The 22,580-nt window shown below is 36.6% G+C and carries 17 protein-coding genes; 5 read left to right on the top strand and 12 right to left on the bottom strand.

The features are described 5' to 3' along the window. Positions 1–10 precede the first annotated feature (10 nt). On the bottom strand, positions 11–3,958 hold the full coding sequence (locus ABXH06_RS04640) for a hybrid sensor histidine kinase/response regulator transcription factor (RefSeq protein ID WP_353517442.1): 3,948 nt from the start codon (positions 3,956–3,958) through the stop codon (positions 11–13). Positions 3,959–4,563: 605 nt separating this feature from the next. Here ABXH06_RS04640 and ABXH06_RS04635 point away from each other — a divergent pair. Continuing rightward, positions 4,564–5,682, top strand: coding sequence for an NF038122 family metalloprotease (locus ABXH06_RS04635; RefSeq protein ID WP_311579525.1), 1,119 nt, complete (start codon positions 4,564–4,566; stop codon positions 5,680–5,682). 88 nt (positions 5,683–5,770) lie between these two features. Here ABXH06_RS04635 and ABXH06_RS04630 read toward each other — a convergent pair whose 3' ends face one another. Then, entirely contained in the window at positions 5,771–6,859 is a 1,089-nt protein-coding gene (locus tag ABXH06_RS04630) for a WD40/YVTN/BNR-like repeat-containing protein (RefSeq protein WP_311579522.1), read from the bottom strand. Between the two features lie 221 nt (positions 6,860–7,080). Here ABXH06_RS04630 and ABXH06_RS04625 point away from each other — a divergent pair, with 221 nt between their 5' ends. After that, on the top strand, positions 7,081–7,923 hold the full coding sequence (locus ABXH06_RS04625) for an HDOD domain-containing protein (protein WP_311579519.1): 843 nt from the start codon (positions 7,081–7,083) through the stop codon (positions 7,921–7,923). 106 nt (positions 7,924–8,029) lie between these two features. On the opposite strand, the gene ABXH06_RS04620 is transcribed toward ABXH06_RS04625, so the two are convergent. Further along, positions 8,030–9,193 (bottom strand): PQQ-dependent sugar dehydrogenase, encoded by a 1,164-nt coding sequence (locus ABXH06_RS04620; RefSeq protein ID WP_353517441.1) that lies wholly within the window; start codon positions 9,191–9,193, stop codon positions 8,030–8,032. A gap of 97 nt (positions 9,194–9,290) precedes the next feature. Further along, positions 9,291–9,668, bottom strand: a complete 378-nt coding sequence (locus ABXH06_RS04615; protein WP_311579514.1) for a YacL family protein — start codon at positions 9,666–9,668, stop codon at positions 9,291–9,293. A gap of 164 nt (positions 9,669–9,832) precedes the next feature. On the opposite strand from ABXH06_RS04615, the gene ABXH06_RS04610 reads away from it, so the two are divergent. Then, on the top strand, positions 9,833–10,573 hold the full coding sequence (locus ABXH06_RS04610; RefSeq protein WP_353517440.1) for a substrate-binding periplasmic protein: 741 nt from the start codon (positions 9,833–9,835) through the stop codon (positions 10,571–10,573). Positions 10,574–10,650: 77 nt separating this feature from the next. After that, positions 10,651–11,388, top strand: coding sequence for a hypothetical protein (locus ABXH06_RS04605; protein ID WP_353517439.1), 738 nt, complete (start codon positions 10,651–10,653; stop codon positions 11,386–11,388). Between the two features lie 85 nt (positions 11,389–11,473). On the opposite strand, the gene ABXH06_RS04600 is transcribed toward ABXH06_RS04605, so the two are convergent. The 6 genes from ABXH06_RS04600 to ABXH06_RS04575 form a co-directional block, all read right to left on the bottom strand. Next, positions 11,474–12,769, bottom strand: a complete 1,296-nt coding sequence (locus tag ABXH06_RS04600) for an inorganic phosphate transporter (protein ID WP_353517438.1) — start codon at positions 12,767–12,769, stop codon at positions 11,474–11,476. A 9-nt stretch (positions 12,770–12,778) separates the two neighbouring features. After that, positions 12,779–13,459 carry a TIGR00153 family protein gene (locus ABXH06_RS04595; protein WP_311579505.1) on the bottom strand — a complete coding sequence of 227 codons (681 nt, stop codon included), beginning with the start codon at positions 13,457–13,459 and terminating at the stop codon, positions 12,779–12,781. 237 nt (positions 13,460–13,696) lie between these two features. Further along, a complete protein-coding gene (gene phoU, locus ABXH06_RS04590; protein ID WP_311579503.1) occupies positions 13,697–14,383 on the bottom strand; it encodes a phosphate signaling complex protein PhoU in 687 nt (228 codons plus the stop codon). Between the two features lie 21 nt (positions 14,384–14,404). After that, entirely contained in the window at positions 14,405–15,229 is an 825-nt protein-coding gene (gene pstB, locus ABXH06_RS04585) for a phosphate ABC transporter ATP-binding protein PstB (protein ID WP_311579500.1), read from the bottom strand. A 78-nt stretch (positions 15,230–15,307) separates the two neighbouring features. Next, a complete protein-coding gene (gene pstA, locus ABXH06_RS04580) occupies positions 15,308–16,945 on the bottom strand; it encodes a phosphate ABC transporter permease PstA (RefSeq protein ID WP_353517437.1) in 1,638 nt (545 codons plus the stop codon). Between the two features lie 15 nt (positions 16,946–16,960). Next, the gene (locus tag ABXH06_RS04575; protein WP_311580346.1) at positions 16,961–19,099 is read right to left on the bottom strand and encodes an ABC transporter permease subunit; all 2,139 of its coding nucleotides are present in this window, start codon (positions 19,097–19,099) and stop codon (positions 16,961–16,963) included. 319 nt (positions 19,100–19,418) lie between these two features. Here ABXH06_RS04575 and ABXH06_RS04570 point away from each other — a divergent pair, with 319 nt between their 5' ends. Then, positions 19,419–19,853, top strand: coding sequence for a CBS domain-containing protein (locus tag ABXH06_RS04570; protein ID WP_311579496.1), 435 nt, complete (start codon positions 19,419–19,421; stop codon positions 19,851–19,853). A gap of 13 nt (positions 19,854–19,866) precedes the next feature. On the opposite strand, the gene ABXH06_RS04565 is transcribed toward ABXH06_RS04570, so the two are convergent. Continuing rightward, the gene (locus tag ABXH06_RS04565; protein ID WP_353517436.1) at positions 19,867–21,468 is read right to left on the bottom strand and encodes a protein adenylyltransferase SelO; all 1,602 of its coding nucleotides are present in this window, start codon (positions 21,466–21,468) and stop codon (positions 19,867–19,869) included. 482 nt (positions 21,469–21,950) lie between these two features. Continuing rightward, positions 21,951–22,490 (bottom strand): hypothetical protein, encoded by a 540-nt coding sequence (locus ABXH06_RS04560; RefSeq protein WP_311579492.1) that lies wholly within the window; start codon positions 22,488–22,490, stop codon positions 21,951–21,953. Between the last annotated feature and the right edge of the window lie 90 nt (positions 22,491–22,580).

Raw genomic sequence — 22,580 nt, 5'->3', positions numbered from 1 at the left:
CAGCTATATTTTATTTAGTATGCTTTGTTATGAATTCTTTTGGTGATAGTCCGAAAGCGCTTTTAAAACTTCGGCTAAAATAACTTGAAGAATTAAATCCCACAAAATCAGACGTCAGTGAAATGGATTTACCTTCAAGCAATAATTCTTTTGCTTTTAGCAATCGATAATTTCTAATGTACTCGGCTGGCGTTTGGTTAAATAATGCCTTCAGTTTCCGTTGTAGCTGCCTTTCACTCATTGCCACTGCATCAACCAGCTTCTCTACAGTAAATTCATTATTCGCATAACTTTGTTCGACGATTTGATTTAAACGCTCAATGAAGTGTTGATCGCGTTCATTCATAATGGTTTCGATAGGTTCATATTGACTTTGTTTAACATTAAATTTTAGTTTCTGACGCTCTAGTGTATTTTTGACTTTTAAGAGCAATTGACGAGCTTCAAAAGGTTTTGTTATATAGTCAACCGCCCCCACTTCGAGCCCTGTTAATTCGCTTTCTTCATCCGCTTTTGCTGTTAATAATATAGTAGGGATATGGCTGGTATTGTCATGCTCAGCAAGGGCTTTAACCAGCGAGAAACCATTCAATTCAGGCATCATCACATCTGAAATAATTAAGTCAGGGATCTGCTCTATAGCAGCCTCTACTCCTTTAGAACCGTTGTCTTCACTGGTAACTTTATAATCTCTTGATAGCAAATCAACCAAAAAGCCACGAAGTTCATCATTGTCTTCGACAATCAATAATGATTGTCGCTCTTGTTTACTTGATGCAGCTTTATTAGCGCCCAGCTCTACGATTTGCCTTTGAGCTGGAGTGCTTTGATTGCTCTCTATGCAAAAATCATCAATAGTTAAAATAAAAATGACAGAGCCAGTTTTACTTAAGCATTTTATATTCCAACCATTTTGACGGCAAATATCTCTTACGAGTGATAAACCCAAACCAAAGCCTTGCTCTGAATCGGATTGGCCTAAGCGCTCAAATCGCTCAAATATTTTGTCGATTTGCTTAGTTGTTAATCCTGAATGCTTGTTCTCAACACTAAGCTGATAATTTCCTGCGTTCAGCGTTGAGTTGAGTTTTACCCAACCACCAGCTTGGGTGTATTTCAACGCATTAGAAAGTAGATTCTCCAGTATGGAGACCAGATCTTCTCTATCAGCTTCTATAATTGCATTGCTACTAAGCTGCTGTTGCAGTTCAATCTTCTTCTGCTGCATCAAAGGATTAAAAGCAATGACATAACGAATAAGCAGATCATCAATATTAATGGGCTCAACTTGCTTTTCTTTTTGTTCAACTTTACTAAGATGCAATATCCGTTCAACCAAACCAAATAATCGTTTGCCATTATTTTGAGCCAAGTAAATAAGCTTTTTTTGCTGCTCAGTTAAATTAGGTTGTTGAGCTAATTGTTCAATTGGGGCATTTATTAACGTAATTGGTGTTCTAAGTTCGTGAGAGATATTGGCAAACAGCTGATTTTTTTGCTCCAACGTAGCGGCTAGTTCAGCCGTTTTTTCATTTACTGTTTTCTGAAGTTGCGCTTTTTTCCTTAACAGAAAGCTTGTTCTATAACGATAATAGCCATACCCCATTAATATGAAGAGCAAGAAGTAAAAAGCTAGGGCAACATTTGATTGATAATAAGGGGGGCTTATTAATATTTGTACATTGCTTTGTGCGTTTTGCCATTCTTCGCTATCGCGTGAATATTGCAGCTCAATACGATATAAACCGTTTGCTAAACCACCAAGTTGTATACTGCTAGCATTTCCATTATTTATCCATCTACCTTCATTTAAACGATATCTAAATTGGCGTTGTTCTGGTTGAAAAAAATCATCGACGAAGTACTCAAGCGAAATGGTGTTTTTTGATTGAGTGAGTTCTAAATTTAGGGTATCACTAACTAAAGTTTGGCTAACGGGTGAAATCCACTTTAAACTAGCAGCAGAATTACTTTGCAATAATCGTTCGGAACGAATTCTCGAAACACCATCGATACCAGAAAAATAAAGATTTCCATCATCTCCAATAGCAACGCCTTTAGTATTAAATTCACTACTTTGTAAGCCATCACGTTTATAAAATGCTTTTAATTGATTGGTTGATTTATCCCAACGATACAGTCCATTGAATGTCGACAGCCAAAAAATGCTTTGTGATTCTTTGGCTATTGCTTGTATATAGTGACTTTTTAGAGGAAGGGGGTAGTGCTTAAAGGTGTCTGAAGAGGTTTGATATTGATAAACCCCGTTGCTAGTGCCAAGATATAGCTCTGCACCTTCTACATATACATAATACACAGTCACTGGAGGTTGGTTACCGCTTAATTGTAATGGGTAGTGGTAGATTTCATCATTTACAATATCATAACGATTCACCCCGTCCATCGTGCCAATCCAAAGTTGGTTATTCAAGTCTTCTGCAAGCGCATAAATATTAGAGTTTGCTTTGATTCCACGTGCATCACCATTAACACCCACTTGCTTAAACTCCCCCTGATATTCATCCAGCAGTGTTGTTAATCCACCACGCCAATTCGCTACGAAAATCTGACCTTGGGCAGTTTCAACTACATCTAAAACGGCTCCTTCTCCTGCTTTGTCGGGTATTAGCTTGGTATGATCATTGAATGAGATAGTGTTAAGTTCTGCATCAAGGTGATATAAACCATTATTTGTCGCCAACCAAAAGCTGCCATCACTGGATGGTTCTATTTTTAAGGTGAAGGCATCAAGCACTAACTCGGCTTTACCTAACGCTCCGCTATCACTGATTGGATAGCGAAATAAACCACCAACGGCACCTGTCCAAAGATAACCATTTTTGAATATTAATGAATTTATATCGTCAGAAATAAGGCTATTATGAGCCTGTTCAGAATATTGATAGGTTTGAATGGCAAAGCCATTCGCCGGAATAGCAAGTACACCGCCTTGATAACTACCTAGCCAAATAGTGCCATCACGACTTATAAATACTGAGCGAATATCACGGGTGATATTGCCAAGCTCAAAAGGTTTAAGCATTGAGTAATGATTGAATGTTTGTGTTTCAAATGAAAATTGACTCAAACCATTATTCGTTGCAACCCATAACGAATTAGCACCTTCAGCCAAATCAGGGACTGTTACCTGTTGATAGCCTTGACTTGGGTTTAATCGTTCAAAACACTGACAATTTGCGATAAAACGACTTAAGCCCCCTTGGACCGTGCCAAGCCAAATTTCATTCTGAGCCGCATTAAATACAGAATATACAGTATCGGCACTTAGGCTCCTATTATCATGCAAATCATGACGAAAGTAGTCAAAACGCTTTAACCTAAGATCATAGCGATTTAAGCCGCCTCCCCATGTAGCAATCCAAACGTAATTTCCTTGATGCGCGAGTGAGCGTATCCATTTATGGCTCGTACCTTGACCGTTATCATTAATAGGAAAAACGGTCACTTCTTGTGTTATTAGGTTGACAACATTTAAACCATTATCGGTACCTAACCATAGCTCTTTACCAACTTTAAGCACTGATTGAATGTTATTGTGAGACAAGCCGTTAGAAACACTGAAGTTGTTAAAACTGTCCATTTTCTTATCATATTGACTAATCCCATTGTGGGTCGCGATCCATAGCGAATTATCAGGCGCCAAGTAAACCTGATTAATACTATTCCCTGCCAAACTTTTACTATCAGTCGGATCATAACGGTAAACCTTGAAATTCTTACCATCAAAACGGTTCAGTCCATCTTCAGTACCGAACCACATATAACCATCATCGTCTTGACTAATGGTGTATACCATACTATTGGATAACCCATCTTCAATGTTATAGCTGATGTAATTAGGGTTAGGTAATAATTGCGCACCTGATGAGGTCGAATAGATGAAGAAAAAAAGTAAAAATGTCCGCAGTAACACCATAATTGAATTTAATTTTTTCAAAATTATAAAGATAAACAAATCATACTTTATTTCTTACTCTGTCTCATACACTTAACCGACAAACTCATGTTGGTATCCGACAATGTGACTTTTAATGCTTCACATAGAGACACTGAACCTTCATTTTTATCTCGCAAAATTCCGATTCCAAAATTATCCAAGATCAAACATTAGTAAGCTTAGGAAACAATTTTTCCTAAATTATATTTGAGCAATTTCTGGAATTGTATCAGGAGATCTATCTATGAGTTTTTAGCTGACTTGTTAGCGCAATATTCTTACTGGATTATTACGCCAATTTTAGTTCATTTTCTATTAGTGGTATGTATTCTTCACTTTTTACTACCAACAAAGAATAAATAACCGATAAAACCTATAGATATTGAGTTAAACGAATATAAAAAGCATTCTACATGTAACTGAAATATCACAATTAAGTGTCGAGTTTTTTTACAACATTAAAATCCAATATTTCAACATCATGCTAACAACCTGTTTTTAAAGAATAAAATATGTTGGAACAAAAATCGCATACATCTACCTTAACAAAAAATTAACATTTTCAGACCGTAATAATCAAAATAATAACTTTAGAGATACGATATATGTTTACGTCAAAAACTTCATTACTTACCGGCGCAGTTTTAAGCGCAATGTTAGCAACTTCCACGGCTAATGCGACTACCATTGCTTTAGACTATGAGCCTAGTCAATTTGCTGACACCAAAGGGCAACAAGCCTTAGCTGGCTTCCAGCAAGCAGCATCATTTTGGGAAAGTATGTTTACCGACAGTGTGACTGTTAATTTAACAATTGCCTTTGATTCTCTTGGAGAAACCACTTTAGGTGGTACTAGTTCAACATATTCGCTGCAATCGTACCACGATACTGCCTATAAAATGATTGACGATGCTACATCTGTAGGAGATCAAATTGCCACTAATAACCTACAATGTGCCCCACAAGGCGAACCAATGTGCGGGATGACTTTTTTAGATACTGAGCAAGATATTAATGGCAATGATATCACAGAGCATGATGCAGACGGCTCTAACGATAACTTTTTTTTAGATATGACCCAAGCAAATGCTAAGGCATTAGGTTTCACAACCGATCTTTTTGGCAATCCTTTCTCAAACTCTGATGCTTATATTGTCTTTAGTAACACTTTTGCATTTGATTTTGACCCTTCTGACGGTATTGATTCGGATAAATGGGATTTTGTTGGCGTAGCAATCCATGAGATTGGCCATGCATTAGGATTTGTAAGTGGTGTGGATGTATATGATAGATATAACGATAACGATCCAAACTCAGATTATGCTTTCGATTTAGATAACTATGCGATTGCCGCTACTTTAGACTTATTCCGTTACTCAGAGGAAAGCTATCAAGTAAGTGCGGGCGTTAAAGATTTTCGAGCGGGAGGAAATAGCTATTTCTCGATTGATGGTGGCGCAACAAACTTAGCACCAATGTCTACCGGCATAGTTACGGGTGATGGCAATCAAGCAAGTCATTGGAAAGATCATTTGGATATTGGCGCATTAGATCCAACCGCGGCACCAGGTGAATTTGTAGATGTCACTGGTTACGATTTATTGGCATTTGATGTTATTGGTTGGGATTTACGTACCGCAACGGTTCCAGAACCTTCAACAATCGCATTATTTGGTTTAGCGACGTTAGGTTTAGTAGCATCACGTCGCAGAAAAATAAAATAATAAAAACTATTTTTAATAAAATAGCATTTAAATATGGAACGCTAGTAAGTAACTTTCTAGCGTTTTTTATTTTAACATTTGTTTTTTATTAACGTTGAAACGACAAAATCCCTACTTTTCCATCAGCACCAGCAGCAAGAAATACAAACTTATCCGAAGTTATCGTATAAAAGCCGTTATCACCTTCTGTGGTATTTTGACCAGGATAAACCTGCCAATGTTGCCCCGCAGTAAAAGAGACATCAATCCCTGTTTTACCTGTAGTTATACAAATATTACCTTGGCAACTCATGGCTGTCCTTAAACCATTTTCACCTGAATTCACTGTAACCCAAACGTTATTATCGAAGCTTGCCATATTGGCATATTGTTTAGGTCGTTGTAGATAATCTCCACCTAAAACAAAAGGTTTTTGTTTATGATTTAGTGCTAAACCGTAGCCGCCTGCCGTTTGTGTTTCTTGATACAATGGCACCGCCTGACGTTGCCAAGATTCACCAAAGTCTTCGCTCACATAAACTGATGCTGAATATCCCCCAGTGGTAAAATAAGCTTTGCCCTTTTCTCCCACAATCAAAGTGTTGCCACTGGCAGCAAATGCAGCTTCTTTATCCAATATCGGCGGAAGCTTATGTTTGGCTATTCTTCGCCATGTTTTTCCACCATCAAGCGTTTTTTTAATCACATAGTAACCATCAACAGGATCGCCAAGTAACAATCCTGTATTGTGATCCCAAAAAGCTATTGAATCAAAAAAGCCCTGTTCATCAGTATTTTGATAAAGTAACTGCCAATTTTCTCCCCCATCAACTGTTTTATATAACATCGAAGATTGACCATTGCCTACCCCCATAATGATTGCAGTTTGATAGTCAAATAAAGCAATATCTCTAAAATCTGTTTTCATGGTTGAGTCAACAGATTTATTTTGCCATGTCTTACCTCCGTCTTGGCTAACAAAAATACTATTATTGCTACCAGTTACCCAGTATGAATGATCAATCATAGCGCTGCCACGAAGTGAAGGACTGCCTTTCATTGTGATATATTGCCATTGAGGTAAATCAATCGACATTGTCGCTGATGCTGATTGAGCAATCCCCATAAACATGATTGCCAGTAGAAATGGCAAACCGAAATAACTTTTAAACCGGTTAGTTGTTGATTTTTTTAACATATAGAAAATTTTTTATGAATTATAAACCATTTTACTATTCAACAATTTTACGTAAATAACAAGCTTATTACTTTATACGAACGGTAAAAATCTAGTGCTTTAAAATAAGCTTATGGTAATGATAAACCGCGGTTATCATTGTATGTTGGCAAGATTTAAGCGATAGTTAATACATTGATTTTCCCAGTAAGTTAATAAACTTAAAATAATACCCCTTAAAAATGCTAACTATTGATGACAAAGTAATTGCAGATATCGGACGCGGATTCTCAGTGCCAGCACAGCCTGAGTTGTTGTTAAAATTACAATCACTTATGGCAGAGGATGATCCAGATATTAATGTGATAGCAGATACTATCGCTCAGGATGTTGCCGTTTCTGCGACGGTACTTAAAACCATCAACTCACCCGTCTATGGTTTAGCCCGTTCAATTGCTGATATTCACAAAGCCGCTCGTTATATTGGTGTAAACGGTATTCTCTCATTAGTGACAAATACATTAATCAAGCGTAGTTTTAAACAAAACGACTGCGGGATTGCTTTAGAAGAATTTTGGACAAATGCCAGTAATATCGCTAATACCAATGTCTTTATTGGCAAATCAATTAAACAGCCACTTTCTTCAGATAAGTTATTTTCCATCGGATTATTTCATGATTGCGGGATCCCTGTCATGGCAATGAAATATGATGATTACACTGAAACCTATGAACATGCGATGAAAACGCCTAGTGAAACATTAACATCCATCGAGGAAAGTATTTATCAAGTTAATCATGCCACATTAGGTTATTATGTTGCTTCATCATGGCGATTACCAAAAGATATTTGTCAGTTAATTCTCTGTCATCATGACCGAACATTTCTAAATATCTTAACCAATCAAAGTGAACAATATTACTTTGCTACCCTTAAAATGGCAGAAAATATTGTTCATAACCATAAGCACTTTCGGGATGCATCTGACTGGGCTTACCTACAAGATTCAATTTTTACTTTATTAGATATCGACGAAGAAGATTATCAAGATTTACTTGAAGACAGTGCTGATTTTCAAGATTAATGAGTAATTTCTTAACGAATGAAGCGCTGAATTAGGCAAAACAATTAAGCTGTACAAACTAGCTCGTCAATTTGTCGAGCTATGAGTAAAACTAGCCAAGCAAGGTTTAAGAGTTAATCGGTAATATTTTTTTAATCCCTCCGCCGTCTAAACCTACATAAATGAAACCATCAATCCCTTGCATCAAGCTGCGTACCCGCCCTAAGTTATTGAATAACTTGTATTGTTGGTCTACTGTTTTGCCATTAATACTCACGGCAACAATATAACCAAACTTCATTGAACCTAATAAAAATTTCCCTTTCAATTTTGGGTATTTATCTGAAGTAACATAAACCATTGCCGACGGTGCTATTGAAGGAAGCCAATACAATACAGGGTTTTCCATACCTTGCTTTTCAGTTAATTCTGTAAATGAAGTACCACTATAGTTCACTCCATAACTGACAACTGGCCAACCGTAATTTTTCCCTGCAGTAATGACATTTATTTCATCACCACCTTTAGGGCCATGTTCATGCGACCACAATACTCCTGTCGAACTATCAAACGCTAAGCCTTGAGGATTGCGATGGCCATATGAAAATACGGCAGATTTCTCCCCTTTGTCATTCAAAAACGGATTATCCGCAGGAATTTTTCCGTCTTTATGTAAACGATATATTTTTCCACCATCTTTATTTAAATTTTGAGGGTTTTCATCTCGACTCCCTCTGTCACCAATAGAAAAATAAACATAGCCCTTTTGATCAAAAGCAATACGACTGCCGTAATGTTGTCCTTTAGAAGCGTTAACTTTACCTTTATATAAACGTGTTTGATTAGATAACGACATGGTTGCAATATTGAGTTTAGCTCGCATTAATGCTGTATTACTGCCTCTGCCAGGGCCGGAACCATCTGCGTAGGTAAAATATAACCAAGAGTTGTTAACAAAATCAGGATCTAAGGCTAAATCTAACAAACCACCTTGGCCATTATTGTCTATAGTCGGCAAGCCACTGATCGGTTGTTTAAGTAATTGCCCTTGGCGAATAACGCGCAGTTCACCACGACGTTCTGAAACTAAAATATCCTGATTGGGCAACTGCACCATAGCCCAAGGAATATCAAAGCCATGACTTACTTCTACTAATCGATATTGCTCAGAAAATCGAGAAGTATTTAAAGGATGTGAATCGAAGGAAAAACTTGAACCAACAAATAAGCTACAAGTAATCACTGCCATTGTTAAAAATAAACAACTCAATTGGTTAGCTTTTATAAACATTAATTTAATTCTTTCATTAGGTTTAATAGGTTTTTGGCAACTATAACCAGCGTAACAGTATCAGCGTTGTTACATAACAAACAACCGCTTATCTTCGTTAAATTTTAGTAAATTTTGCCCACGATAATAACAAGGTACGGAAATCTTCAACCCCACAAGAGGAGCTATCTTGACCATCAAAGTTCATTCCATCTTCGCTAAACTCTTCGGGCAAATTAGCCTCACCATTGAGTAAAGCATTTGCCTGAATATGAACGTCATCTTGATTTACCACCAAGGAATACTCATGACCAGTGATCAATTTTTCTTGGCACTTTCCTGACTCTACTTGGTCAATCGCAGTCAAAATTTCTTCAAGTTTAGCTGTATTTTGTCCTAATTCAATTTCTAACCAAGGACCTACTATTTGATGTTCTAATGAAAATTTGGCTTTAGCGCCACCAGTTATTGCATCATGAATAAATTCGTATTCCATAAACACCTCAGAAAAATATACGATAGAACACAGTAATAAAATGATTGTTCAGCTTTAATTATAGAAGAAAATGGCGAGTGAAGTGACTTAAATCAACATAGTTTCGCCAGATTATTGAATTTAAATTATAATGTATTAGACAAGACGCAAAGGTGGGAGCTTTAGTGAAATATATTTTAATAAGGGGACTGTGTTTAATCGTCATCGCGTTTTCAGCGTCTGCTGAAAATAAAGCCCCCCTTATTGTGGCAACCTACATTGAACCGCCTTATTCTTATTATATTGATGATGAATTTGCAGGCATTCACGTCAAAATTATCACCCTATTAGCGGAAAAGTTAAACAAGCAAGTCAAATTTGTTCAATGCCCCTTTGCACGATGTTTATCTTTTTTAGAAAATGGCCAAGCTGACGTTATTATTGGCATTAGAAAGACAACTGAAAGACTTCAATATTTAACTTATTTAGATCAACCCATTAGTACACAAACCTTTCCTTTACAGTTTTATATCCGTCAAGACAGCGATCTACATATTGCTAATTATTCAGATTTGGCAAAATTGCGTATAGGTACCTTAAGGGCTGCAACCTACTTTGATCGTTTTGATCATGACCAATCGTTAAATAAGGTAGAAGTGGTCAATTATAATCAATTAATACAAATGCTGTTAAAAGATCGTATTGATACGTTCTTAGAACGAGAAGAGTCTGTAAAGCCTTGGATTGACCATGTTGATTATAAACAAAAAATTAAACTCGCTGATTATTTATATAATAAATCCGTAGATGGGTATATTGCATTTTCAAAGAAATCCACTTTTATTAATGAAATTGAACAATTTTCTCTTATGCAAAATCAACTTATAAAAAATGGTGATATTCAAGCTATTAGAGACAATAATTAATTCATTTGAACAAATAATACTTTCTATGGTCTATCAAACATCAGAAAGTTATTGCTTCATCATTTGGAAAAATAGTTGTGCTAAAGGGATATTACAAAACAATATTATTCTCACTGGTTGTACATATTGCTATTTTTTATTTGCTCAGTTTAACAACAACCGTCCCGTCGATTTCACATAAAACTTCCCCACAAGCCATCAAAAGCTTTCTCTACGTTCCACCTCAGCAAGAAAGCAACATAGAGCAGAAAAAAGCTGACAGTAAAACTCAAGCAACTGAGCCAAAAGAAACTGAACCAAGCGTTATTATTCAGGAAGAAATACCAAAAAACATCATAGCGGAAAAATCTGTTGAACTTGAAGAGTTACCCCAAATAGTACCTGAAAAGACAACAACAAAAAGCAATGATAATAATTCTCAAAGCAGTCAAACCGGCCAACTGCCACGAAATTTTTCTGCCTTTGGCCAACTGAATAACCTGCAAAACAAGCTAAAAAACAAAATAATAGAGCAAGAAAGTTATCGTTATAGCCAAAAAAAGTCAGCATCAATTTTAGATGGCACGCCAAGCCTAGTGCCCCATTCAACAAAACAATTAAACGATGATGAAATTAAGAAAAATAACAGTCAACAAATCAGTAGTGACATCCTTATCACGAAAGGAGATGACGGACGATGCACCATAGTAAGAGACTTAACCGCAGTCGGTATTGAAGGGGTTAAATCAGTTGAAGGTTTTAATTGTGGTAAATCTAAATTTGATAAAAGCTTTCAAGAACACATGAAAAAAGTTCTGAAAAAACTTGGTAAATAAAATATAAAATTGAACATTCCTCTATTTTAAAACAGAAAAAACCAGCAAAATTGCTGGTTTTTTCATTTAAATTCCACAATAAAGATTATGAAAATATCGCTTTCATTATCCAGAAGAAGACAATTGAAAGTCCAGCACCTACTGGTAAAGTGATTACCCAAGAAATAACAATATTTCGTACTACACCTAAATTAATTGCTGCAATACCACGCGCCATCCCTACCCCTAAAACAGCACCAACTAAGGTTTGTGTCGTTGAAATAGGTAAACCAGCGCCTGAGGAAATAACCACAGTACAAGCAGCTGCAAGCTCAGCCGCAAATCCTCGACTTGGCGTTAAATGTGTTATGCCATTCCCTATAGTAGCGATTACTCGATGACCAAATAAAGCCAAACCAGCAACAATACCTAAGCCACCTAAAGGTAATATCCACCAAACCAAGCTTGCTTTCTTCGCTATTTCGCCACCATTATCAACAATACTTACGACGGCTGCTAATGGACCTATCGCGTTTGCAACATCATTTGAACCATGGGCAAAAGCCATACAACAAGCGGTAACAACCATTAATATAGCGAATACTTTCTCAACATTTCCATATTGAGTATTTTTATCGGCTTTTTCATCGAACTTTATTTTAGTAATGAAATATTTACCAATCAAAGAGACTAAGATGGCGACAAGAATTGCTAAGTAATAACCACCAGCACCTTTAATTTCAAAATTATAAAAACCAAAGTTTACATTCTCTAAACCTATATGTTTCAAGCCTTTTTTAATAGTTACCAACGATAAAACAAAGCCCGCTAAAAACATATAAAAAGGCACATAACGTTTTGCTTGATCTAAAGGTTTATCCGTATCAAAAATAAGTTTTTGAGCACTATTAAAGATAATAAAAGCAATAACACCTGAAATAAGCGGTGTAATAATCCAACTACCAACAATACCGCCGACTTTTCCCCAAGCAACCGTTTCAGGGCTTATGCCAATTGCAGCAAAACCAATGATAGCGCCGACAATAGAATGTGTTGTTGAAACCGGCCAACCTAATATTGACGCAACCAATAGCCACGTTGCCGCGGCAAACAGTGCCGAGATCATACCGAAAACTAGTAATTCAGGAATATCAACGAATAAACCAGGATCGATAATGCCTTTACGAATAGTAGAAGTTACTTCTCCACCCGCTAAATATGCACCTGCAAATTCGAAAATCATTGCGATAATAATCGCTTGTTTAATTGTTAATGCTTTTGAACCAACTGAGGTGCCCATTGCATTTGCAACGTCATTTGCACCAATACCCCAAGCCATAAAAAAACCGACTACAGCGGCGAGCATGACTAATATTGAACCATGTTGTACTAAAATATCCATGACTGAGCCTTATTTTCTAGCCAATAAAATTTCTAATCGAGCACCGACTCTTTCGGCTAAATCTGCTAGGTCTCCTACCCAATCGATAATTTGATATAAAAACATTACGTCAACGGGTTTTAAATCGTCTTCAATTGCCAGTAAGTTTTTGCGAATAGTAATTTGTAAGGCGTCAGTATCATCTTCAATCGTATCTAATTGTCTGATCATTTTCTCAACATACTCTACTTCTCGGCCTTTAAAACCAGTTTCAAGTAAATCATCTAACTCATTAATTGCTTCTGCGGCTTTTTCAATAGCATCGATACATCGTTTGACATATTGCTTAAATTCTTCATGAAGTACTTCAGGCAAAATAAGTTTACGCCCTAAAATACGCCCAGCAATATCTTTCGCTTTATTGGCAATTTTATCTTGTTGTGAAAGTAGCTCTAATAAATCAGCTCGATCCACCGGCATAAATAGTCCGCCGGGTAACTCTAAACGAAGTTGTCGCTTTAGATCATCAGCATCACGCTCATATTTTGATATTTTTGTTCTAATTTTTCCCGCTGTGCTCCAGTTTTCTTCGGTTACTGCTTCAAAGAATGGAACAAGTTGTTTAGAACATTTTGAAACCATTCGAATATGTTTTTCTAATGGTTTTAGTGGTGATTTTGCAAAAACACCAAGAATTGAATTTCTGGCCATAATAGTTTTCCAGGAGCAATTTCGCTCTTTGTTATTATTCGCGCGGATATTAACTCATTTCTCAGAATTAACAAAAGAAATAATGACGAATTTGATATTTATTTCCGCATATAAAAAAGGCTATGTACACTCATGTATAAAACATAGCCTTTTTCTTTAAAACTTTCTAATCAAAACACAAAGAAGACAAACGCTCAAGCAGGATTTTGATTAAAAGTTATACGATAAGTTTACTAGTTATTCGGGAGCCGAATGTCGAACCACCTTTCCTTTGACAAAATAAATAATGTATTCACAAATATTCTGACAACGATCACCAATTCTCTCTAGCGCACGAGCAGACCAAATAACACTCATAATTTGAGGGATAGAACGTGGATCTTCCATCATATATGTCATTAATTGCCGCATTATTGCTTCATATTCACGGTCAATTTTATCATCGGTTTTGTGCGCTTTTATAGCCGCTTCAACATCCATTCGTGTAAATGCGTCAAGTGTTAACTGAAGATATTCTAATACTCGGCGGCCTAAATTATCTAAATTCAGAAGTAATTCTTTATGATCTTTAGTTAAACTTTCTAACGCAACTTGCGCAATTTTCTGAGCTTCATCACCTATCCGCTCTAGATCCGCGATAGTTTTAACAATGGCCATTATTAATCGCAAATCACCAGCTGCTGGCTGACGTTTTGCAATAATACGGGTACATTCATCATCAATGCTTACTTCTAACTCATTGATTGGTTCATCACTTTTTAATACTTTCTTAGCAAGATCTTCATCAGCATCACAAACTGAGGTTAATGCATCGTTTAATTGTTTTTCAACTAAACCACCCATTTGCATGACATGATTTATCACACGCTCTAAATCTTCATTAAATTGCCCGGAAATGTGACGGCCAATATTCATGTTATCCATATAATTCTCCTAACGCTTTAATTAGCCGTAACGCCCAGTAATATAGTCTTCGGTTTTCTTTTTAACGGGGGTAGTAAATAAGGTATTGGTGTCACTATATTCTATCAGTTCCCCCATATACATAAACGCCGTTTGATCTGAAACCCTAGCAGCCTGTTGCATATTATGCGTAACAATCACGACCGTAAATTGTTTCTTCAAATCATTAATTAATTCTTCAATGGTCAACGTTGAAATAGGATCAAGCGCTGATGTTGGCTCATCTAATAACAAAACTTCTGGCTTTATCGCTATTGCTCTGGCAATAACTAAACGTTGCTGCTGACCACCTGACAAACCTAAAGCACTGTCATGTAATCGATCTTTTACTTCATTCCACAGCGCAGCACTTTTTAACGCCGTTTCAACCGCTTCATCGAGAACTCGGCGATTATTTTCACCCATAATACGTAAACCATATACAACATTTTCATAAATGCTTTTCGGAAACGGGTTAGGTCGTTGAAACACCATACCTACTTTTCTTCTAAGCGCAGCAACATCGATATGTTTGTTATATATGTTTTCACCATGTAGGTTGATCTCGCCTTCAATCCGACAATGATCAACTAGATCATTCATGCGATTAATACAGCGAAGTAAGGTTGATTTACCACAACCACTAGGCCCGATAAAGGCTGTCACTTGTCCTTTAGGAATAGACATAGTGATATCTTGTAACGCTTGTTTATCACCGTAGTATAAATCTAAATTTTTAATATCTAGCGCTTTTTGCTCTGCAGACATATTATTTAAATCAATCTTAGTTGTGGTATCTAATATTGTTTTAGGGCTAACAGAAATCATATTTTTCTCTACTATTCATTATTTTTTAATCGTTTCATTTGATCGTTAATCGACTCGAAGTAACATGTTTGAATCAGTTTAATGTTCCAACATTCGATACTTTTCACGTAATTTATTTCGAATGGATACTGCGGTCATATTTAATGAAATGATAATTGTCACTAATAATAATGCCGTTGCGTATACCAATGGTCTTGCAGCTTCAACATTCGGGCTTTGAAAACCAACATCGTAAATATGAAAGCCTAAATGCATAAACTTTCTATCTAAATGTAAGAATGGAAAGTTTCCATCAAGCGGTAAATTCGGCGCCATTTTAACTACTCCAACGAGCATTAAAGGAGCAACTTCACCTGCAGCGCGGGCAATAGCCAAAATAATACCTGTCATGATCGCAGGGCTTGCAATCGGTAAAATGATCCGCCAAAGGGTTTCAACTTTGGTCGCCCCTAAAGCCAAACTCCCGTGTCGCATAGCAGCCGGTATACGCGATAAACCTTCTTCAGTAGATACAATCACCACAGGTAAAGTTAATATCGCTAACGTTATCGCAGACCACATAACACCTGGTGTACCAAAGGTTGGGCTTGGTAAAGTTTCAGGGTAAAAGATCTGATCTAAACTCCCCCCGACCATATATACAAAAAAGCCTAATCCGAAAACACCATAAACAATAGAAGGTACACCTGCTAAATTAATCACCGCTATTCTTAGCAGTTTAGTTAAGGCATTATTTCCAGCATATTCATGTAGGTATATCGCCGCAATCACCCCCATCGGAGAAACAATGATTGTCATTAGTAACACCATTAAAACAGTACCAAAAATAGCAGGAAAAACGCCTCCTTCTGTATTTGCTTCTCTGGGATCATCACTAACAAACACAGCAATTTGACTGAAAAACATCATTAACTTTTCAAAAAAGTTCATCTGATTATTATTGGTGACTTTTAAAATATCGGCAAAACTCACTGTAACAACCTGATCATCCATTGCACGTAGTGTAATTTGATCACGCTCAGTTTTATCGCGTAATGCTAATAACGTTTTTTCCAGCGCTTGATACTTAGTTTGTAAGCCTGCGACTTCTTTCGCTATATCTTGTGCTTTATCCGGCGTTAACGTTTCTTGTAACCTATGTTTACGCTCGCGTAATCGTAACCGTTCAAGTTGGTAATTTACGGCACCAATCTCTACTTTTTGAAGCGTTTCGATTTTATCTTGAATTTCGATAACACGCGTTAATAGTTCCGGCAATTTATCTGTTGATACGACATTTCCGTCTTGGATCACAGATTCGATATAACCATAAAAATTACCATTGGTTCTTCGTTCAACCACAACCAGCTTTTCAGGGGTTGATTGCTGAGTAATTTCTGGGACTAATATCCAACGAAAATCTAAGCTAACAAGCTCACGATTACCGGTTTTAATTAATAATCGCTCAACCGTTTCTTCGCTAGGATCTAAATCCAAGTCTAAATGTACAAGTTGTTGAGTTGGAATATGTTCTCGATCATAAATCTCACCAATAACTATACTTGCATTCCCTTGTTTATCCATCAATTCAAACTGATGCACTTGTGCAGGCCAAAAATACGACAGACCACGAGAGGCGATTAGCCATAACAATCCCAAAACTGAGATTAAACTTAAACTTACACCACCCGCTGATAACCATATCCAGGGTGAGCCTGATTTAAACCATTTATTCATTTTTCAGACCTCAACCTATAACGAACTATATTTTTCACGTAAACGCTGACGTATAAATTCAGCGAGCGTGTTAAACACAAAAGTAAATACAAATAAGACAAATGCTGCCAAGAACAAAATTCTATAATGAGAACTACCAACTTCAGATTCAGGCATTTCAACCGCAATGTTCGCCGCTAAAGTACGCATTCCCTGAAAAATACTCCAATCTAAAATAGGTGTGTTACCTGTTGCCATTAACACTATCATTGTTTCGCCTACAGCCCGACCTAACCCCATCATTACTGCAGAGAAAATCCCAGGACTGGCAGTTAACAACACGACTTTTATTAAAGTTTGCCATTGGGTAGCACCTAAAGCTAAAGAGCCACTGGTTAAATGTTTAGGAACACTAAAAATAGCATCTTCAGCCATCGAAAAAATAGTTGGAATAACAGCAAAACCCATTGCGATACCAACGACTAAAGCATTTCGTTGATCAAAATTAATCCCTAAATCATTAGTAATAAATTGTCGAATATCACCACCAAAAAAATACGTTTCCATGACAGGCGATAACGAGAATGCAAGATATGCCACTAAAATTAATACGGGTATTAAAATGATTGGAGCCCAAGTTTCAGGTACTCGAGACTTTATTTCTTTAGGTAAGTTATGCCAAGCAAACGCTGTAATAAACACAGAAATGGGCAACATAATAAACAATAGCGCAATCGCAGGTAAATTCGTTTCAATGATTGGTGCAAGCCATAAACCAGCTAAAAACCCAAGAATAACAGTTGGTAAAGCTTCCATTAATTCAATAGTAGGTTTCACTTTTTTACGTAAACCTGGGGTCATAAAATACGCTGTATAAATTGCCGCAGTTAAGGCAATAGGTACCGCAAATAACATCGCGTAGAGTGCTGCTTTCATGGTACCAAAAGAGATTGGTACTAACGAAAATTTGCCTTCAAAATCATCTGAACCTGAGGTTGATTGCCAAATATATTCGGCTTCAGGATAACCCTCATACCAAACTTCTTGCCAAAGAGCCTGCCATGTCACTTCTGGATGTTCATTTACAACCGAAAATAATTGAAATTGATTATCCGTAAACATTAATAATCCGTCAGATCTTGGTGAAATGACCAAAGCATCAGGAATATTATTTGTTAAATTGCCACGCCATAAATCGGCTTCACTGGTGGTATAAAAAGTGCCCATTTCGCCAGAATCGGTCAGGGTATAAAAACTTTTTCGATATTGTTCCGTGTGAATTTGCCGAACAGCTTCCGAATCACTGACATTAAAAGTTCTGATTTGTTTAAACTGACGACCATTATCTGTAGCCACTTCAAACCATTGACTCACAACACCATTACTGTCACCCAACAGCACTGAACTTCCGCCTGACAATAATGCCATGGCAGTAATATGCATAGGGTTTTCTCTACCTTGAGCAAGCTGTGGAATAATTGTCGCTTTTAACGTGACTTCACTGTCATCTGATAAATCAAAAACTAAGACTTGATCGCCACTTTGAATAAATGCCATGGAAAGATCAGGCGTGACAAGAATTTCATCGACTTGATTTGTCGAAAGATCGATCGCTTGGTATTCAATTTCATAAGCAGGATCATAGTTAAAATCATCTTCAGCAACTAAGATGGTTTTAATTAATCGTTTATCTTTTGTAAAACCAACAAACACCGCTCGTTCATCATTCATGGCAAATGATAAATGTGTAAATTCAGCGCCTTGCTCATCAACGGCAATAAACGCTTCACCTAACGGATAGCTAATATGCGGGATAACTTCTCTTACTCCCGAGTCATAACTGGATTGAAATTTAGGCGAAATTAAAAAGACATGATTATTTTCATCGAGTAACAGTTTATAATTTTCACTCGCTTTAATCACATGCTTTATTTTGCTGTCAATTACCGATTCTTGAAAAGTTCGAGCAACCTTTTTATCACCCGTAACTGACTGATGTGCTGGTTTTAATGGGTAGTAATTAATCTTACCATTGGTCGTTATGGTATAAGCTAACTCCTGTAATTCATCTAAACCAGTAGCGAGTACTTGTTGCTGATCTTCTATAGCAAAAGATACAACCGGTGAGATTTTGGCTGATTCAAAAACTGGTTTTATTACATAAAGTAAGTACATAAAAATCAGCACTAACGTAAATAACACACTAATACCACCGAGTGTTATTAACCATTTGGCTAATGAATTCTTAACCTGACGTATGCCGACTGATTGAAGCGCGATTGACACTGATAAACACCTTAAAAGATAGAAATTATCCAATTGGCGCAAGTATAAGACAGTTATGTGACACTTTTGTGACAGCGTATTTTTTCCATCAATATTTCCGGCAAGATAAAAGCAAAGTTTGCTCGATGATTACGGAGGTTATTGTTTAATAGCAAAAATTTGTTTATCGTTAAATGATATAAAACCGTCAATATATTTGAGGTGAATTATGTCGTTAAGCGCATTTATGACAAAAGAAATTATTTCGCTAGAAATTGATGATAATTTATCGAAAGCGAAACAAGCTTTCGATAAATATAATATCCACCATATTTTGATAAAAAACGGTAAAGAGCTTTCAGGTATCATCACAGATCGAGATTTGTATAAACATTTAAGTCCAAATATTGGTACAAAAAAAGAAACTCCCAAAGATACCTTCTTACTCAGTAAAAAAATTAACTTGATCATGAGTAGAGAGTTAATCACCGCAAAAGAAAACACCAGCTTAAATGATGCGGTGTTATTGTTTCATGATCATCACATTTCATGTTTACCGATTGTTGATGATCACTTTCGGCCTATCGGCATTATTTCATGGCGTGACATTATTAAGATCATTGCTTTGCAATATCGTATGAAATTAGCAAATCAACACAATTAAACACAATTACCTATTAAGAACTACACGATAGCATTGAACAGCCAGCTTTATTCTTCGCCCATGTTGGACGTTTTACAGCATATTGTTCGTATGATTTTTGTTCGTCATAAGGTCGTTGTAATACTTGTAACAACTCTTCAATCATCGAGTAATCACCTTGCTCGGCTTTTTCAATTGCCTGCTGAGCTAAGTAGTTTCTCAATACAAACTTAGGGTTTACCGAATTCATCGCCTGCTGGCGTTCTTGTTGTGTGCTGCTATTTAATGTCAGTCGTTGTTGATAATCGCTTAACCACAATGAAAATGGCTCAAAATAATGTTCAACTAAAGGTTCATCTTGATAAAAACAATCTAAAAAATGAGCTTGCCATAAATGAGCATGTTGAGGCAGAGATGACAAGGCCCGATAAAATAGCGTCATATCAACGTCAATACTCATCATGAGTTTTTCTAAGCGATTAAATAATGGCGCGTCGCTTTCCTCAATTAACTTATCAAGTCCCAATTTGGCTTGCATCATTTCTAGCCACAACCTTTGATACTTTACCGCATAATCATTTAAAATTTTATTCAGTGGTTCGGCATCATCAATTAAGGTATAAATTGCATTTCCTAATTGAAATAAATTCCATTGACCAATTTCAGGTTGGCGACCAAAACTGTAGCGTTTACCTTGAGCATCGGTGGTGTTTGGTGTCCAAGTTAAATCAAACGCATCAATCCAACCATATGGCCCATAATCAATGGTTTCGCCAATAATTGACATATTGTCAGTATTCATTACTCCATGAACAAAGCCAACTCGCATCCAATCAACAATTAATTGGCAAGTTCTTTCACTAATTTCTTGGTACCATTTTATGTAAACCTTAGAACAAGGTTCTCCTAAATGTGGAAAATTTTGTTTAATAGAGAAATCAACCATTTGTTTTAATAACGTTTTATCCCCTCGCATTGCAGGCAATTGAAAGCTGCCAAAGCGCATAAATGAAGACGATACTCGACAAACCACAGCACCTAGCTCTTCTTGAGGATTACCATCATAAAACATATCTCGGGTTACTTTATCCCCCGTTAAACACAAACTTAATGCACGAGTGGTTGGTATGCCTAAATGAAACATAGCTTCAGAGCATAAATATTCACGAATGGACGAACGAAGCACAGCTAAACCATCAGCATGGCGAGAATAAGGGGTTTTTCCTGCGCCTTTTAATTGTAACGTTTGTAAACCACTATTGTCTGTTTGAATTTGCCCTAAGTTAATCGCTCTGCCATCACCTAATTGACCTGCCCACTGACCAAACTGGTGGCCACCATAATTCATCGCATAAGGCTGCATACCATCAATAATTTTATTGCCCGTTAATACTTCGGCAATCTCGTTATTAGATAAATCTTTTGAGGTAAACCCTAATGCCAATGCTAAAGGTTCATTCAGTGAAACAAGTGACGGGTGCTGCGTTTTTTGTGGTAAAACATATGAAAAAGCTGCCCCTTCAACTTGACGAGGAAATACCTGCTGTTGTGTATCTGCAGGCAATTGAAGGGTAAATTGATTATTGATTTGAAAATTAAACGCTTGGTTCATCATTGCCACAAAAATATTGCACATTAGTTAACCGTGATTCTACCGTATAACAACCTCAGTCTAAAGTATGAAACTATTTAATGATCTGGAGAAAACATTGAGAAATATGCGACATATATGAACAAATAAAGATACATGAAATCAAGGTTGAGTTGGTGGTTTAGCTATCAAGGTTTAGCTAAATCAGACAGACTTAACTAATTTTGACAGTATGATAAATGATGAGCGAGTCTATTTTACTTCCTTTTCAAGCTTACAATTAGGGTCAACTTTCTTAATATCGCAAAACGGTTTTTCTTTTTCGACTGTAATTACACCTGCTTCATTCATAAAAGTTAATGAAGTGCAAGAACACAGCAATATAGAGAACATTATTAGGATACACTTAAACATAGCTATTTCCTTATACAAAAAGCTATCAGTACCGAAAAATTATAATAGTTTGAAACGATTGAAAATCCAATACAGCAAATTGCTTTCGCCCTGCCTCATGCTCGTGTTAATTATTACTTTAAAACTTGTCTGAAATAATTTTCAAGAGAGATAGACGAATGCCTTTTTTTAAGCGTTTCACCTGAATTTTCTGGCGTCTGATAACCAAAATATAATTTCTCACTCGCAATGTAAATTAACGTATAATTCGGCGGAAGATCTCGATTATCTGAATTATAAGTAAACGTCTCATTTAACGCGTTAACTTTAATGCCTTCATCAGTTGTTACTTTCCCCTTAATATCAAATTTTGACATATCCAGCGTATCAAACATCATTAAGTCACATGTTTTATCAGTGGGATGGAAGTACTCTGTTCGGTATGTTGCTTTCAGTGAAGAGTCTATACTCAGTTCAATTTTTACGTTCCAAGCATCTTTTAATTCGTCACTTGCAAGTTTATTGTATGGGGAGCAACCTTTTTCCCGGTATGTATTAAATAACGATGTTTTAGAGTTGTCTATCGAGGCCCCAGTTTCAGAGTCTTCTTCAGAGCCACCACAAGCAAACAAGCCCAATAACGAAAGCGCTATCATTGTCCAACTATTTTTCATTTGCACTCCATGCTTAGTTAACTCCCTATCCCTTTAAAAGTAAGTTAACATTATATTATTTGATTAACGGCTGAATAGCAGCGAAACTGA

This window comes from Thalassotalea sp. SU-HH00458, from assembly GCF_040362795.1.
Classification (GTDB): Bacteria; Pseudomonadota; Gammaproteobacteria; order Enterobacterales; family Alteromonadaceae; genus Thalassotalea_H; species Thalassotalea_H castellviae.
This window is presented reverse-complemented; position numbering and strand designations above follow the sequence as displayed.

Coding starts and splice junctions, on each gene's coding strand:
- ABXH06_RS04635 (WP_311579525.1), top strand. CDS start 4,564: ATGTTTACGTCAAAAACTTCATTACTTACCGGCGCAGTTTTAAGCGCA.
- ABXH06_RS04630 (WP_311579522.1), bottom strand. CDS start 6,859: ATGTTAAAAAAATCAACAACTAACCGGTTTAAAAGTTATTTCGGTTTG.
- ABXH06_RS04625 (WP_311579519.1), top strand. CDS start 7,081: ATGCTAACTATTGATGACAAAGTAATTGCAGATATCGGACGCGGATTC.
- ABXH06_RS04620 (WP_353517441.1), bottom strand. CDS start 9,193: ATGTTTATAAAAGCTAACCAATTGAGTTGTTTATTTTTAACAATGGCA.
- ABXH06_RS04615 (WP_311579514.1), bottom strand. CDS start 9,668: ATGGAATACGAATTTATTCATGATGCAATAACTGGTGGCGCTAAAGCC.
- ABXH06_RS04600 (WP_353517438.1), bottom strand. CDS start 12,769: ATGGATATTTTAGTACAACATGGTTCAATATTAGTCATGCTCGCCGCT.
- ABXH06_RS04595 (WP_311579505.1), bottom strand. CDS start 13,459: ATGGCCAGAAATTCAATTCTTGGTGTTTTTGCAAAATCACCACTAAAA.
- phoU (WP_311579503.1), bottom strand. CDS start 14,383: ATGGATAACATGAATATTGGCCGTCACATTTCCGGGCAATTTAATGAA.
- pstB (WP_311579500.1), bottom strand. CDS start 15,229: ATGATTTCTGTTAGCCCTAAAACAATATTAGATACCACAACTAAGATT.
- pstA (WP_353517437.1), bottom strand. CDS start 16,945: ATGAATAAATGGTTTAAATCAGGCTCACCCTGGATATGGTTATCAGCG.
- ABXH06_RS04575 (WP_311580346.1), bottom strand. CDS start 19,099: ATGTACTTACTTTATGTAATAAAACCAGTTTTTGAATCAGCCAAAATC.
- ABXH06_RS04570 (WP_311579496.1), top strand. CDS start 19,419: ATGTCGTTAAGCGCATTTATGACAAAAGAAATTATTTCGCTAGAAATT.
- ABXH06_RS04565 (WP_353517436.1), bottom strand. CDS start 21,468: ATGTGCAATATTTTTGTGGCAATGATGAACCAAGCGTTTAATTTTCAA.
- ABXH06_RS04560 (WP_311579492.1), bottom strand. CDS start 22,490: ATGAAAAATAGTTGGACAATGATAGCGCTTTCGTTATTGGGCTTGTTT.